11 protein-coding genes and 1 tRNA gene are annotated in these 16738 nt (G+C 33.4%); 4 read left to right on the top strand and 8 right to left on the bottom strand.

The genetic code is table 11. From position 1 onward, the window contains the following. Positions 1-27 precede the first annotated feature (27 nt). On the bottom strand, positions 28-612 hold the full coding sequence (gene lptC / locus B4J88_RS03150) for an LPS export ABC transporter periplasmic protein LptC (RefSeq protein ID WP_291046290.1): 585 nt from the start codon (positions 610-612) through the stop codon (positions 28-30). 17 nt (positions 613-629) lie between these two features. Further along, on the bottom strand, positions 630-1913 hold the full coding sequence (locus B4J88_RS03145; RefSeq protein WP_291046288.1) for an OmpP1/FadL family transporter: 1284 nt from the start codon (positions 1911-1913) through the stop codon (positions 630-632). Between the two features lie 247 nt (positions 1914-2160). Here B4J88_RS03145 and B4J88_RS03140 point away from each other — a divergent pair. After that, positions 2161-2233, top strand: a tRNA-Phe gene (locus B4J88_RS03140). A gap of 143 nt (positions 2234-2376) precedes the next feature. On the opposite strand, the gene B4J88_RS03135 is transcribed toward B4J88_RS03140, so the two are convergent. Together B4J88_RS03135 and B4J88_RS03130 are read right to left on the bottom strand one after the other, a co-directional pair. Further along, positions 2377-4641, bottom strand: a complete 2265-nt coding sequence (locus B4J88_RS03135) for an aconitate hydratase (RefSeq protein WP_114998293.1) — start codon at positions 4639-4641, stop codon at positions 2377-2379. Positions 4642-4845: 204 nt separating this feature from the next. Beyond that, entirely contained in the window at positions 4846-7608 is a 2763-nt protein-coding gene (locus tag B4J88_RS03130; protein WP_291066345.1) for a bifunctional aconitate hydratase 2/2-methylisocitrate dehydratase, read from the bottom strand. A gap of 718 nt (positions 7609-8326) precedes the next feature. Between B4J88_RS03130 and argH the strand changes: the two genes are divergently transcribed. Beyond that, a complete protein-coding gene (gene argH, locus B4J88_RS03125; RefSeq protein WP_038334946.1) occupies positions 8327-9628 on the top strand; it encodes an argininosuccinate lyase in 1302 nt (433 codons plus the stop codon). 225 nt (positions 9629-9853) lie between these two features. Next, the gene (locus B4J88_RS03120) at positions 9854-10072 is read left to right on the top strand and encodes a hypothetical protein (RefSeq protein ID WP_291066342.1); all 219 of its coding nucleotides are present in this window, start codon (positions 9854-9856) and stop codon (positions 10070-10072) included. A 64-nt stretch (positions 10073-10136) separates the two neighbouring features. On the opposite strand, the gene B4J88_RS03115 is transcribed toward B4J88_RS03120, so the two are convergent. Genes B4J88_RS03115 through B4J88_RS03105 form a run of 3 tightly spaced genes read right to left on the bottom strand, consistent with a single transcriptional unit; the run spans position 10137 to position 13881 of the window. Beyond that, positions 10137-10730, bottom strand: a complete 594-nt coding sequence (locus tag B4J88_RS03115) for a hypothetical protein (protein ID WP_291066340.1) — start codon at positions 10728-10730, stop codon at positions 10137-10139. 43 nt (positions 10731-10773) lie between these two features. Continuing rightward, a complete protein-coding gene (locus tag B4J88_RS03110) occupies positions 10774-12639 on the bottom strand; it encodes a lysophospholipid acyltransferase family protein (protein ID WP_291066338.1) in 1866 nt (621 codons plus the stop codon). After that, complete coding sequence (locus B4J88_RS03105) at positions 12640-13881, bottom strand: aspartate kinase (RefSeq protein ID WP_291066337.1); 1242 nt, start codon at positions 13879-13881, stop codon at positions 12640-12642. A gap of 193 nt (positions 13882-14074) precedes the next feature. On the opposite strand from B4J88_RS03105, the gene fbp reads away from it, so the two are divergent. Continuing rightward, positions 14075-15091, top strand: a complete 1017-nt coding sequence (gene fbp, locus B4J88_RS03100) for a class 1 fructose-bisphosphatase (RefSeq protein ID WP_038334934.1) — start codon at positions 14075-14077, stop codon at positions 15089-15091. A gap of 71 nt (positions 15092-15162) precedes the next feature. On the opposite strand, the gene B4J88_RS03095 is transcribed toward fbp, so the two are convergent. Further along, positions 15163-16731, bottom strand: a complete 1569-nt coding sequence (locus B4J88_RS03095; RefSeq protein ID WP_038334928.1) for a lipase — start codon at positions 16729-16731, stop codon at positions 15163-15165. Positions 16732-16738 lie beyond the last annotated feature (7 nt).

Genomic DNA, 16738 nt, shown 5'->3' with positions numbered 1-16738 from the left:
CTTTTTTGTTAATTTTTTTAACGCTCTTTAGAATTTTTGATTATCATCAACATACTTAAATCCTTGATTATTGAATAAAGTATAGGTTTCTAAATCGTCAGTAGCTTGCAAACCGTTTTTCGCTGTTAACGAATCGCCTTCCTTGCTAATTAAGTAAACTTCTTTCGATGTATAAACTGTTTTATTTTTCTTATTCCAAAATAATTGCTCGCTTTTCAACGAATCACCTTTCTCATTTACGATAATTACATTTCCTCTACCTTCGTAGATTCCTGTTACATCACTTAATCTTCCCCAATCTGCCTGAAAATAACCTGGTTTCACACTTCCTTTTTGATAAAAGTCAAGGTTTAAACCTTTTCTAAAAATCGTGTAAGGAGAATCTACGGTTGTATATTCTTCGATTAATGGTGAACGCAAATTACCCGAAATTCTTCCAGAATCTTTGTTGATAATATTTGCATTGATAAGTGTGCGTGTTGGGAATTCTACCTTCTTTTTACTGATAGGAGGAAGTTCTTTTTTACAAGAAAAAAGCAAAACGAAAACGCTAATCAGACCAAATACAATACTCGGTTTAATTAAAACTTTTTCGTTTGCTTTTTTATACAATTTTTGTTTGTCCAAAATTAGTCAATAACTCTTTTTCTAAACCAAATATCGTTAATATCAAATCCAACTTTAACTCCGAAATAATTTTCTTTGATTAAGTTGTTTGTTGTTTTTCCTTTTTGTCCGTACTCTAACGAAATATTCATCATAGAGCCATCATTTTGTTTTCCAATTGGAAATCCAAAACCTAAAGTTGCTCCATAAGCATCAATATCTGTTCCGTGAATAGAATACTGAGCTGATTGATAATACATCCCAGCGCGATACGTTACACGATTAAAATAACTTTTGTAACTGTTATAATCTGGAATCCAATATCCTCCAACTGCCAAACGTACATTGTTTTTGTAATCTACTGCAGAAGACATTGTAGTATTTTGACCTTCTAATGGTTGAGAGAAATCTTTCCAATTATTATATTTCGCTTCTACAGCTAACGACCACGTATTATCTTTAGAATATGATGCTCCTAAAGTAAATTGTTGTGGAATCTTAGTTTTTCCATTATCAATTCTAATAATAGAAATTGTATCTACAGAAGATTGTGTTGTTCCGATATATGTGTAAGAAGTTGTAAGATCTGTCACATCTGTTCTTAACTTAGTTCCTAATGTATAAGTAGCACCAATGTTTAAATTGTTATTTTTTCCAATTTTCTTCGTATACATAGATCCTAACGTAAATTGAGCACCACGATAGTTCGATTTATCGCTATAATCTACAGCTAAACTTGCTCCATCTACAGCTAAAATCTCGTTACGTTGCAACTCTCCGAAAAGATAATTAACACGCAAACCTAAAGAAAATCCTTTTGAAAGATTTCTTGAATAAAAAGCATGAAGACTATTTAACCCTCCATCACCTTTCATCTGTACAGTTTGTTTGATATTATTTTTCTCAGAAGTATTCATAATATCATATCCCAACGCTGTGTAAGGTTGAAAACCAACTCCGAAACTTCCTTTTTCACCAACTGGAAAAGCCAATGAAATATTAGAAACATTGAAACGACCTGCATTTTCTTTATCTGTTCCAGATTTGAAATTATAATTAGTTCCACTTCCACTTGCATTGAAAGTTGTCATACGCAAGTTTTGGTTTGCTGCAGGATTCGAAAAATTCGCACTTTGTCCAAAAGGATTCGTAGGAACCGTTGAGATACCGCCCATACCAGCTTGTTCAGTATTATTATCAAACAATTGCTCCCCTACTCCGTATGCCGAATAAGGTGAAACTGATATTGACTGAGCTTTTATTGTTACCACGCTAAATAGTGATAAACTACAAATAATCCACTTCATTATGAATGTATAATAGAATTCTAAGACGCAAATATGATGATTTGTTGCGAATTGTAAAAATTAGATTGCAAAAATGAGTTGTTAAATCTCTATTAAAATATTAAAACCACTCATTTTTTGCAAAGATAAAAATATTTTAAAATTTATTTCTCGGTAAATGAACAAGATAGCTTTTTCGTCTAAAAAATATTTTAAATAATGTTTGGTAGAACGGATTTTCGCTCTATATTTGCATCACAATTAAGGCGGTGCCTTAGCTCAGTTGGTAGAGCAAAGGACTGAAAATCCTTGTGTCCCTGGTTCGATTCCTGGAGGCACCACTGCTTAAAACCTCAATCAAATGATTGAGGTTTTTTTTGTTTTAGTATTTCAAATGTTAATAATATCTTAAAAAAAATATTTTCAATTAAAAAAAGCCGATGTAGAAATACATCGGCTTTTACTTTTTATGTTGAAATAATTATTACGCTTGTTGCGCTTTAATTAAATTTAATGCTGAACCAGCTTTGAACCATTCAATTTGTTGTGTATTGTATGTATGATTTGCTACAACTAAATCTTTAGATCCATCTGCATGAACAAACTCGATTGTCAAAGGTTTTCCAGGCGCAAATTCTGTTAAGTCTATAAAGTTGATTGTATCATCTTCTTGTACTTTATCATAATCTGCTTTGTCCGCAAATGTCAACGCTAACATTCCTTGCTTTTTAAGATTTGTTTCATGGATACGTGCAAAAGAACGTACCAATACTGCTACAGCACCTAAATGACGCGGTTGCATTGCAGCATGCTCACGAGAAGAACCTTCTCCGTAGTTTTCGTCACCAACAATTACAGAAGGCACACCTGCCGCTTTATATGCACGTGCAGTGTCTGGAACTGGTCCGTATTCTCCTGTTAATTGATTTTTAACTGAATTTGTTTCTTGGTTGAATGCATTTACGGCACCAATCAATGTATTATTCGAAATATTATCTAAGTGTCCACGGAAACGTAACCAAGGTCCAGCCATAGAAATATGGTCAGTTGTACATTTACCAAATGCTTTGATTAATAATTTAGCTCCAGTAATATTTTCACCATTCCAAGGTTTGAAACCTTCTAATAATTGTAAACGCTCAGAATTTGGATTTACGATCACTTCTACACGAGAACCATCTTCTACAGGTGCTTGATATCCATTATCTTCATAAGCATAACCTTTTGTTGGTAATTCCTCTCCTTTTGGAGCATCTAACATTACTTCTTCACCAAATTTATTGATTAATTTATCTGTTAATGGATTAAAATCTAAACGTCCAGAAATTGCAATCGCCGCAACCATTTCAGGCGATGTTACGAAAGCATATGTATTTGGATTTCCGTCCGCACGTTTTTTGAAATTACGGTTGAATGAATGAACGATTGTATTTTTTTCTTCTTTATCCGCACCTTCACGATCCCATTGACCAATACAAGGTCCACAAGCATTTGTAAAGATAACCGCATCTAAATCCTCGAAAGTTTTTAATAAACCATCACGATCCGCAGTATAACGAACTACCTCAGAACCAGGATTAATTCCAAAAGATGATTTCACTTCTAAACCTTTATCTAAAGCTTGTTGCGCAATCGAAGCTGCACGTGTTAAATCTTCGTAAGAAGAGTTTGTACAAGACCCTATTAATCCCCATTCTACATCTAAAGGCCAACCATTAGCTGCAGCAGTTTCTTTCATTTTAGAAACTGGTGTCATTAAATCTGGCGTAAAAGGACCATTCAAACGAGGCTCTAATTCAGATAAGTTAATTTCAATTAATTGATCATAGAAGTTTTCTGGATTTGCATAAACTTCATCATCAGAACGTAAATAAGATTTGTGAGCATTTGCAGCATCAGCAACATCATTACGATCAGTCGCTCTTAAATATCTTTCTGAAGCATCATCATAAGCGAAGATTGAAGTTGTTGCTCCAATTTCTGCACCCATATTACAAATTGTTCCTTTACCTGTTGCAGATAAAGACTCTGCTCCTTCTCCAAAATACTCTACAATTGCTCCTGTTCCACCTTTTACAGTTAAACGTCCAGCAACTTCTAAAATAACGTCTTTTGGAGCAGCCCAACCAGATAATTTACCCGTTAATTTAACTCCGATTAATTTTGGCATTTTTAATTCCCAAGCCATTCCAGACATTACATCAACAGCATCAGCACCACCAACACCAATTGCTACCATTCCTAATCCACCTGCATTTGGCGTGTGAGAATCGGTACCAATCATCATTCCTCCTGGAAATGCATAGTTTTCTAAAACTACTTGGTGAATAATTCCTGCTCCTGGTTTCCAGAATCCAATTCCATATTTATTAGAAACTGATTCTAAGAAATTAAATACTTCTGAAGATTTATTGATTGCCTCTTGTAGATCGGTTTTTGCACCAACTTTAGCTTGAATCAAGTGATCACAGTGAACCGTAGAAGGAACAGCCGTTTTGGTTTTTCCAGCTTGCATAAATTGCAACAAAGCCATTTGAGCAGTTGCATCTTGCATTGCTACACGATCTGGCGCAAAATCTACATAAGATTCTCCTCTTGTATACGCTTGTGTAGGTTTTCCGTCAAACAAGTGAGCATATAAAATTTTCTCTGAATAAGTCAAAGGGCGACCTACGATGGCTTTCGCAGCATCTACACGTTCTTGCATTTTTGCATAAACGCCTTTAATCATATTTATATCAAATGCCATAATAATTGATTTATTTAATTGGTTTTAATTTATCAAAAAACATACCCCAATATACTGAATTATTTGTAAACTACTAACTCTTTACCGTGCTAATAATCTTATTTAAAACAATTCTAACTTATTTATTTGCAATATTATATATTTATCACAAAAAAAGGCTAACACCGAAATGTTAGCCTTTATTATATCATTTTCTACAAACAATTAGTTCATTGAAATTGGTTTAAACTTTGTTAAGTTAATACCTTCAACTGCAGTTTTGTACTCTTCGATAGAAGGAATACGTCCTAAAATCGCTGATAAAACAACTACTGGAGTTGATGCTAATAAAGATTCTCCTTTTTTACCATCACGGTCTTCAACCACACGACCTTGGAATAAACGTGTAGATGTCGCCATTACTGTATCTCCTTTTGCTGCTTTTTCTTGGTTACCCATACATAAGTTACAACCAGGACGCTCTAAGTACATAATGTTTTCGTATTCTGTACGTGCAGTAGATTTTGGCAATAAATCGCTAAACTCAAATCCTGAGTATTTTTGCAACATTTCCCAGTCACCTTCTGCTTTTAATTCGTCGATGATATTGTAAGTAGGTGCTGCAACAACTAAAGGAGCTTTGAATTCCACTTTACCATTCGCTTTTTCTACATTACGTAACATTTGAGAAACGATTTTTAAATCGTCTTTGTGAACCATACAAGATCCTACGAAACCTAAATCTACGTGTTTATCACCACCATAGTAAGTTAAATCGCGGATTGTATCGTGTGTATAACGTTTAGAAACATCAGCATTGTTTACGTCTGGATCGGCAATCATTGGCTCTTCGATAATATCTAAGTCGATCACTACTTCAGCATAATATTTTGCATTTGAATCTGGAGTTAAAGCAGGTTTAGCACCCGATTTAATTTCTTCGATACGTTTGTTTGCTTTGTCGATTAATCCTTGTAATACTTGGTTTTTGTTATCCATTCCTTTCTCGATCATGATTTGGATACGAGATTTAGCAATATCTAACGATTGGATTAATGTATCATCTTGAGAAATACAGATAGATGCTTTCGCTTTCATTTCTGCAGTCCAGTCTGTAAATGTAAACGCTTGATCCGCTAATAATGTACCGATGTGTACCTCGATGATACGACCTTGGAATACATTTTCACCATCAAATTGTTTTAACATTTGCGCTTGAGTAGCGTGAACCACATCACGGAAATCCATGTGTTGTTTCATCTCTCCTTTGAACGTAACTTTTACAGATTCTGGAATTGGCATAGACGCTTCACCAGTTGCTAAAGCTAAAGCTACTGTACCTGAATCGGCACCAAAAGCAACACCTTTAGACATACGTGTGTGTGAGTCACCTCCAATGATAATCGCCCATTCGTCGATTGTAATATCATTCAATACTTTGTGGATAACGTCTGTCATTGCATGATATTCACCTTTAGGGTCACGTGCTGTAATTACACCGAAATCATTCATAAATTTCATCAATTTAGGAATATTAGCTTGTGCTTTTTTATCCCAAACTGAAGCGGTGTGACATCCTGATTGATAAGCACCATCAACTGTTGGAGCGATAACCGTAGCAGCCATTGCTTCTAACTCTTGTGATGTCATCAAACCAGTTGTATCCTGAGAACCTACGATGTTTACTTTAACACGAACGTCAGAACCTGCATGTAAAACTTTTCCTGGAGTAGATCCAACCGCATTGTTATTGAAGATTTTTTCAACCGCAGTTAAACCTTGACCATCATTTGAAATCTCTTTTGAAGGAGCGAAAACTGTTGGAGCTTCGATACCTAAAGTTTGAGCAGCAAATGTTTGGATTTTTTTACCAAAAACGATTGCGTAAGAACCACCCGCTTTGATAAATTCCATTTTTTGAGGAGTCAATGATCTTGAAATATCAATTAACTCTTGGTCTCCGTTGTATAATTTTTGAGTTTTTGTATTGATTGTTAAAACAGTACCTGTAGCAACTGAATAAACTTCTTCTAAAACAGGATCACCAGCTTCGTTACGTACTACATCACCATTTGCATCAACTTGTTTTTTCCAGTTTTTCAAATCGATTCCGATACCACCTGTTACATCAACAGTTGTTAAGAAAATTGGAGAAATTCCGTTTGTACCAGCAACAATTGGTGCAATATTTACGAAAGGAACGTAAGGCGACGCTTGTTTTCCTGTCCATAAAGCCACGTTGTTAACACCTGACATACGAGAAGAACCAACTCCCATTGTACCTTTTTCAGCGATTAACATCACAGAAGCATCTGGATGTTGTGCTTGTAATGCTTTGATTTCCGCTTGAGCAGCTGGCGTAATCATACATTGACCGTGCAATTCTCTATCAGAACGAGAGTGCGCTTGGTTACCTGGAGACAATAAATCCGTAGAAATATCACCTTCAGCAGCAATGTAAGTCACTACTTTAATTTCTTCTGCAACCGCTGGCAATTCAGTAAAGAACTCCGCTTTTGCATAACTTTCTAAAATATCTTTTGCGATTGCATTTCCTGCTTTGAAAGCATCACCTAAACGAGCTGTATCTGCATCGTATAAGAAAACTTGTGTTTTAAGAACTTCAGCAGCTTGTTTTGCAATTGCTTCGTCGTTTCCTAAAGCTAAGTCTAAAAGAACCTCGATAGAAGGTCCTCCTTTCATGTGAGACAACAATTCGAAAGCATAAGTTGGTGTAATTTCAGCAACTGTAGCTTCTCCTAGAATAATCTCTTTTAAAAATTTTGCTTTTACACCTGCAGCAGAAGTTGTTCCTGGCAACGTGTTATAGATAAAGAATTTAACAGAATCCTCGCGGTATTCGTTATTAACATCTTTAATTTGATTAATGATTTCACTTAGTAATTCTGCACCATCAATTGGTTTTGGATGTAAACCTTGACCTTTTCTTTCTTCAATCTCGTTAAGATACTCTTGGTAAAGACTCATAATTATCTATCTTTTCTTTTTAATATTAAAGATTGTTTAAAACCAAGCTACTTACACCTGATTTCATCCAATCAAAATGAATTATATAATAACACTTCGCTGTATCGTCACATCTTATGCAAAAATTATTTTCATTAAAAATCATTTTTGGCATAGGCAACCACTGTTATCAGAATACAAACTAAGTATGTAATTTTTTCGAAGGGTAATTTTTAATCATTTAACTCACACAAACTCAACATACATAAGCATTTGAGTCAGAGTTTTATTCTAAAACTTACATTAACAATCATCTAAACAAATACGCGTTTAGCTATAAATTGGTACACAAAATTACGTTTATAGTAAAGATTTTTCATCAAAGAATGATATATTTTAGTTATATTTCAATAATTTAGAATTATTATAAAAAAGGTCTAAATTTCACTTTAACAATGTATTAAACGTAAATAAATAGAAGTTAAAAATTAAAAGGTTCTTAAAATATCAACTCCATAATTTTTGGGTCATTTTTTTACGAAATTGAATTATTTCGAAATATTAATAAACATTCAATAATCAATCTTTCGAAATGCTATCAATCGTCTAAACATTCTCAAAAAACAATCAAAAATATTCAATATGAATAAATATTTATGATTATTAATAATTATACAACTTTAATGAGATATTATACAACTTTTTACTAACTTTGCGCCCTTAATTCATTATTATAGATATGAAACTTTGGGACAAAGGTTTTACCATTAATGATAAAATCGAAAAATTTACTGTTGGAAAAGACAGAGAATTAGATGCTCATCTTGCAAAATACGATGCTTTAGCGTCGAAAGCGCAGGCAAATATGCTGGCAAAAACAGGTTTGATTACCAATGAAGAAAATGATGCTTTGCAAATTGCTTTGGATGAAGTTTTGGTTCTGATTGCGGAAAATAATTTCGAAGTCGACGAAAATTACGAAGATATACATTCAAAAATTGAGGCTTTTTTAATTGAGAAAACTGGCGATGCTGGAAAAAAAATTCACGTTGCGCGTTCTCGAAATGATCAAGTTTTGGTTGCAATTCAACTTTTTGAAAAAGAGTACTTAAAACATACAACAGAGAAAATTGTCAATTTAATTGAGATTTTCTTACAAAAAGCAGATGAATTTAAGAATCATCAATTGCCAGGATATACGCATTTTCAGGCGGCGATGCCAAGTAGTTTTGGAATGTGGTTTTCTGCTTATGCAGAAAGTTTGTTGACGGATTTATACTTTTTTGAGGCTGCATATAAAATTTCTGATCAAAATCCTTTGGGCTCAGGTGCAGGTTTCGGAACAAGTTTCCCAATTGACCGTTTACAAACAACGCAAGAATTAGGTTTTTCAGAAATCTTAGTTTCTTCTGTTGGTGCACAAATGCTTCGTGGAAAAACAGAAAAATCTGTTGCGACAGCTTTGGCAATGATTTGTGGAACTTTATCTAAAATGTCATACGATTTGGTTTTATACAATTCACAAGATTTAGCTTTTGTGAAGTTGCCAAACGAAATGACAACAGGCTCATCGATTATGCCACACAAGAAAAACCCAGATGTTTTTGAGTTAACTCGTGCGCATTGCAATAGAATTCAGGCATTGCCGAATGATATTATGATGACGATTAATAATCTTCCAAGTGGATATCACCGCGATTATCAAATTTTGAAAGAAATATTATTCGAACCAATGATGCAGTTTGATAATATTATTGACATCTTAACATTTGCGATTCCCCAGCTTCAGATTAAAGATAACTATATGAATCAGGAAAAATATGATCCGATTTATACCGTTGAAAATATTAATGAAGCGATCAAAAATGGAACACCTTTCCGTGATGCTTACAGAGAAGTTGGTTTATCAGTAGAGAACGGAACCTATGTACCGCACAAAGAATTTCAGACTTCGCATATCGGAAGTATTCATAATTTGAGGTTGGATTTAATTTCAAATAAAATCGAAAAATTCAAATTAGAAGCACAAGTTTTAAAATAATCATTTAAAATACATCAAAAAATCATCCTCGAATTATAGAATTTGAGGATTTTTTTGTTTTATAAATTTTATAATTTCGGAAAATTTCAACGTTTAAATAATTGATATATTGTTTTTTGTAAAATAAAAAGTGTTTTACAAAATAATTACAATCATTTTTTATTATATCAGGTCAAAATCATTCTAACTTTGACATATCAAATTAATCGATTAAAATTTAAAAAGATGAAAAAATTTTTCGCAGTAGTTGCAGTAGCAGCTTTATCATTAGGAGCAGTATCTTGTGGAGAGAAAACTGAAGAAGCACCAGTAGATGAAGCACCAGCTACAGATTCAGCTACAGCAGTAGTTGATTCAGCAGTAGTTGACTCTGCAGCAGCTCCAGTAGCAGATTCAGCAGCAGTAGCAGCTCCAGCAGCAGATTCTACAGCAGTTGCTAAATAATTTATAGCGAAGCTAAAATATAAATGCGCTCAACTAGGTTGAGCGCATTTTTTATGTCTTAAATTTACGAATCTATATACAAAACGAGAGTCACCTCTCCTTTATCATCTTTATAAACTTCGATATCCGTTAAATACAAATCGATTAAATCATGACCCCAAATCCCATATTTACCATTCGTTTCATTTCGATTGATTAAACCTTCACGTTTTTCTAAAGGAATTGCTTTTGTTTCAGCAGACTCCTTTTCTTCTTTATAAACTTGTTTATACTTTTCCTGTATCGTTAAAATCAAATCTCGTCGCGTAAAACCTTTGTCATTCTGAAGATCAAAACTTACAGGTTTTTTAAGGGGATAATCAATAATCAGCCGAATCTTTTTCTCATTTAGAACAATCTTATCTGCATCAATAAGCTGACTTAAATATTGGTCAGCATTCTCTATTGATATTCCAATCAAAGCATCGCTTCCTACTTCTTTTTTTTGTTCAGTATTAGGATAACTTAATATTGGAATAGTAGAAATAGGTGTTCCATAATCTCTTAAATTAAGTGTAGACTCTTGCTCTAAATTAAAGTCTATTGGTGCTTCTGATTTTTTTGGAATACAACTATTCATCAAGAATAATGTGCAAAGTAGACAAAATGTAAAATTCATAGTAATAAATTTACTACATAATATACATAAAAAAACGGAAACCTTAGATAAGATTTCCGTCAAATTTTCCTGATTGTATTTTTTTATCAAGTTCTGCTTGAATATCCTCTAAAACAGGACGAACAGTTGACTCTGGAATATCCGAAACTCGAATATACATTAAGCCATCAATTGCATCATTAAATTTAGGATCAACATTGAAAGCAATCACTTTTGCATTTTGTTTAATATATTTTTTGATCAAAACAGGTAATCTCAACATATTTGGCTCAAGCTCATCGATTAATTTATCAAACTTATTCAAATCAGCTTCAGATTCATCGAAAATAAATTCTTTATCTTCCTCTTTCAGCTTAACCTTAAACTCATTTTTTGCTCTCACATACTGCGCTACAGTAGAATCGTAATAATGAGATTTCATAAATTCGATCATCAAAGATTTTGAGAAATCAGAAAACTGATTACTAATACTCACTCCTCCAATAATAAATTTCTGATTTGGATTTCTCAACGTTACATGCACAATTCCTCTCCATAATAAGAACAATGGCATCGGCTTTTGTTGATATTCAGCTGAAACGAAAGCACGTCCCATTTCGATACATTTCTTGAAAAATGGATGAATTTCTGGATCAAAATTGAATAATTCATGAACATAAAATCCATTAATTCCATATTTTTCATACACTTCCGAACCAATCGCCATACGATATGCTCCAACAATTTTATTCGTATCCTTATCCCACAAAAATAAATGGTGATAATGATTATCAAATCGATCAAGGTCAATTTCATCATTTGTACCTTCACCTATCGCACGGAATGTTATCTCGCGTAAACGACCAATTTCCCTTAATATATTTGGAATTTGTTGAGCTGTAGAAAAGAAACATTCGTAATTATTATTTGTAAACAATAATGCTTGTTCATCTTTTCGTAAAGTTTCAATATCTTGAATTAATAAGTCTAAAGCTGTTTCCGAAATAATCGGCTTAACCTTTTTACTAGAAGAAGATAAGCTTGGTAAATTCGGCATTTTCAACTCAATATTCGAAGGGTTTTTCAATACTTGAGTTAAACTTCTTTTTTGTTTGTAATATGACGAAAGCATGTACGTTTTCTTTCTCAAAAACTCAGAATAATCTTCTATAGACACATGCTCGTCTTGTTGTTTTTGTAAAATTGGTTTTCCAATACGAATTTGAATTGGACGTGTTCTTTTCTTCATCATTTCAGCTGGTAACATCGCCGTTTGAAAATCTGGATGAATCTTCGCTACACGGTAAAAAATATTACTATTTCGTGCTCTAAAAAACATTGGTACAACAGGAACTTTCGCTTTTTTGATCAATTTCATCGCTGATTCTTGCCATTCTCTGTCGATAATTTTACTTTCGTCATCACGATAAGAAACTTCGCCCGCAGGAAAAATTCCTAAACAACCTCCAGCTCTCAACAATTTTAATGCATCGCGCATTCCTGAAAGGCTACTGTATGCATCTTTACGTGTTTCGAAAGGATTAACTGGAATAATCATCGGTTCTAATGGTTTAATTTTTTGCAATAAAAAATTACCCATCACCTTGAAATCAGGACGAACTTTTGACATAAAATGCATCAAAATAATTCCGTCCAAAGCTCCAAGCGGATGATTAGAAATAATAATAAAAGGTCCTTCTTTTGGAATACGTTTCAAATCTTCTTCATGGATTTCGTAATCCATTCCCAAATCATCAATCAAATAATCCAAAAAAGGTTCGCATTGCAAATGCTTTCCACGATTGTACAAATCGTTTAACTGATCTATACTGAAAACTTTTTTCAATGCCCAAGCTACAGGTTTTCCTAAAACACCAATTTTAGAAAGACCCGAAGCTGAATAGATATCTTGTGTCGTGATTAAACTCATTTAAGCTTTAACAACTATTTGTAATGTTTCGCGAACTGTTTGTCGCAATAATTCTTTTTCTTTTGAAACAACTTTATCAGAATCTGCATCAAAATGGCGAATTGTGTACAATAAAACATTGTTTTCTTCTTGCACTTTATACTCTTCGTTCATATCTGCAACAAACTTTTCTAAGTTGTCATATTTATCCTCCAAACATAAAGATAATGAAATTGCTGAATTTTGCATCAAATTTACTTTGATTTGATAATCATATAGTTTATTGAAAATTCCGCTCAATTTATCTTCTGTAATAAAAGAGAAATCTTTACTTGATAAACGAATCAAATGTTGCTCTCTTTTTAGGATAAAACAAGGTACTTTTGGATCTAATGGTTGACCTTTCGCTACCTCTGTTCCTGCTTCTGTAGGATTAATAAATGATTTTACGAAGAAAGGAATTTCTTTTTGTTGAAGCGGCTGTAACGTTTTCGGGTGAATAACAGATGCTCCATAATACGCCAATTCTATCGCTTCTTCATAAGAAATATGATTTAACAGCTCTGCATTATCAAAATAACGTGGATCAGCATTCAAAACTCCAGGAACATCTTTCCAAATCGTCATGCTGTCAGCATTTAAACAATAAGCAAAAATCGCCGCAGAATAATCTGAGCCTTCACGTCCTAAAGTTGTCGTGAAAAAGTTAGGATCAGAGCCTAAGAAACCTTGTGTAATAAACAAACCTTTATTTGGTAAACGCTTAATACTTTCTTCTGTCATCGTCCAATTTACTTTTCCTTCGCGATAAGTATTATCTGTTTTGATATAATCGCGAACATCTAACCATTCGTTATTGATTTGTATCGAATTAAGATACATACTAATTATTTTTGTCGAAATTAACTCTCCACAACAAACCACTTGATCATACACATAACTATAATTTGGTGATTTGTTACGTCTTAAAAACGAAACGATATCATCAAAAAATTGCGAAATTTCGTTCGAAACCTCAGCTGGATTATCAAATAATTCTGTCGCTAAAGCAATGTGCTGTTCTTTAACTTCGTTAATTGTTTTTTCGAAATCTTGTTCTTCAAAATAGCGTTTGACTACCTCTTCCAATGCATTTGTTGTCTTGCCCATAGCAGAAACAATGATACATGTATTTTCGTAACCAACAGATTGCAATAAACTCGCAACATTTCTAACGCCGGCTGCATCTTTCACCGAAGCACCACCGAATTTGAAAACTTTCATTTCTATAAAAACTTTTTTTTGTAAATATTTAACTTGCAAATATAACTAAACTACACTTTATATGTTGACCGAATTTAATTAAAATAAAAAATAAATTTGAGTGATGATTTTCACGTATTTAGATTAATTTCAAACGTTTGAAATGATATAAAATTGAGTTATTATTCCGATATTTGACCAGCAAAACATAATTATGAATACTAATTCTCATCAAACTCTTGGAGAGTTTATCATAGAAAATCAAGCAGATTTTATTTACTCATCTGGAGAATTATCTAGATTACTGAGTTCTATTAAATTAGCGACAAAAGTTGTTAATTATAAAGTAAACAAAGCAGGACTTGTAAATATTTTAGGCGAATTCGGAAATGAAAATGTCCAAGGAGAAAAACAACAAAAATTAGATGTTTTCGCAAACGATACGTTTATTGAAACGTTATCGCAACGCGAAGTTGTTTGTGGTATTGCTTCGGAAGAAAACGAAGATTTTATTGCAATTCAACCTTCAATAAATTCAAAAAACAGTAAATATGTTGTGTTGATTGATCCACTTGATGGTTCATCAAACATCGACGTAAATGTTTCTGTTGGAACAATTTTCTCTATCTACCACCGTGTTTCTGAACCTGGAACACCTGTTACAAAAGAAGATTTTTTACAACCAGGTAACAAGCAAGTTGCTGCAGGATATGTAATTTATGGAACATCTACAATGTTAGTTTACACAACAGGAAATGGTGTAAATGGATTTACCTTGAACCCAGGAATTGGAACGTTTTATTTGTCTCATCCAAATATGTGTATTCCAGAAGATGGACACATTTATTCAGTTAACGAAGGTAATTACGTGAAATTCCCTCAAGGAGTTAAAAATTACATCAAATACTGTCAGGCAGATGAAGAAGATCGTCCGTACACTTCTCGTTACATCGGTTCTTTATGTTCAGATTTTCACCGAAACATGTTGAAAGGAGGAATTTATATTTATCCTTCTGGAACAAATAATCCGAACGGAAAATTACGTTTATTGTACGAATGTAATCCAATGGCTTTTATTGCAGAACAAGCTGGAGGAAAAGCTTCTGACGGTTTCCAACGCATTATGGATATTGAACCTACAGAATTACACCAGCGCATTCCTTTCTTTTGTGGATCGAAAAATATGGTCGAAAAAGCAGAAGAATTTATGCGAAATGAAGAATTGAAATAATTATTTCTAAAAAAATAATCAAATAAAAAAATCCGCTCGATGAGCGGATTTTTTATTATCTAAACATCCAATTAAGGAATTGCAATACCTGGATAATTCCCTGGGTAAACATGTCTTAAAGTTGAATGATATTTTTTATTGATTGCATCAGCAAACATATTTGCGACAATTGCATATCCAGTTCCTGTTAAGTGAACTCCATCTAATGAGAACGCTCCACCAGAAACGAAAGTTGTTGTATATGTTTGTCCGTAATATTTAATTCCTGATTGAGAACTTAATTTTTTCATTTCAGAATATGTATCAACTAAAGCTAAATTATAAGCAGTTGCTAATTCAGCAATTGCTGCATTGTATTTAATTACAGCTGCTTCTGCTTTCGCAGTTTCTTTTGCTGTTAATACATAATTATCTGTCATTGGATAACTAACACCTACTACTGCTAATTTACCAGCTTCTTCTTGAGTTAATCCTAATTTCATTAACGCTGCAACTTGATTTGTATCAACTTTTCCAATTACAGAAGAAGAAGTTAAAACCAATAAATCTTTCGCTGTTGCTTGACGAGCTTGACCATAAATCATCCCAAATAAAGTTGCTTTTGCAGCTCCAATTTTAGGAGTAAGTGCAGCAGTGATTGTAGCTGATAAATCTGCTAAATCTTTATCTTTAATTACTACAGCACTTGCAGCATTCTTAGAAAAAAAGATTTTTCTTTCTGAAGCTCCAACCGCATCAAATACTTGATTTAATCCTGCATAAGTTGCATTCAATTCATCAATCATTGATGCAAAACTTGGGTTTGCAGGTGATAATGGCGCGTATGGAACCGTTGTAAAATATGGAATAGATGTTACAGAAGGAATATTTGCAATAACTCCTTTCGCCCCTACCGCTGTTAATGCTTTTAATCCATCATTAATTGTAGATTTTACCACATTTACATTAGAAATATCTGAACTTCCATAAGTTCTTGGATCAACATTATTTGTTTCATTATGATCTACTCCAACTCCACCAGATGTTGCATAACCTAAAACATCATTATTTCCAATCCAATAAGAGAAGAATGTTGGTTTTTGCGCAACTGCATCTCCAACTACAGAAGTTGTCGCATTACTTGCGAAACGTACAAAATAAGGATTCGCAGTTACTGGATCTGTTTTTAATCCTGCTGGATTTCCATAACCTGGCGCAACTAAATGATAAGACTTAGCACCTGGAACTCCCATATTTTGAAACTTTCCTTTATCTGCTAAGATATCTAAAGCCCCACCCGCAGGACTTGGAACTGGTGTTAAAGCTCCATTTACAATTTGTAAATTCAATTTACCTGGAAAACCTGGTAAATCAGTAAATCCACCTGTATCATTTTGCATATAAGGAATTTTAAATTCTCCTCCTCCTGCAGCTTTCATCAATCCAGCTAACATGTTTGGGTAAGAATTTTCTTGTCCAGATTTGTACAATGCATTATCTCTATAACCAGAAGTTAACGAGTTTCCTAATGCGATATATGTTTTAAAATTAGCTTCACCTGCAGAAACTTGAATATCTTCAATTGGATGATCAAAATCTTCGCTACAGTTAAACATCGTAGCAGCTAATGCAACTAATACTATTTTATTTAAGTGTTTCATTTTTGTC

The organism is Empedobacter sp. UBA5036, from assembly GCF_002415215.1.
Classification (GTDB): domain Bacteria; phylum Bacteroidota; class Bacteroidia; order Flavobacteriales; family Weeksellaceae; genus Empedobacter; species Empedobacter falsenii_B.
The sequence above is the reverse complement of the archived record's forward strand: the minus strand, read 5'-3'. Positions and strand labels throughout refer to the sequence as shown.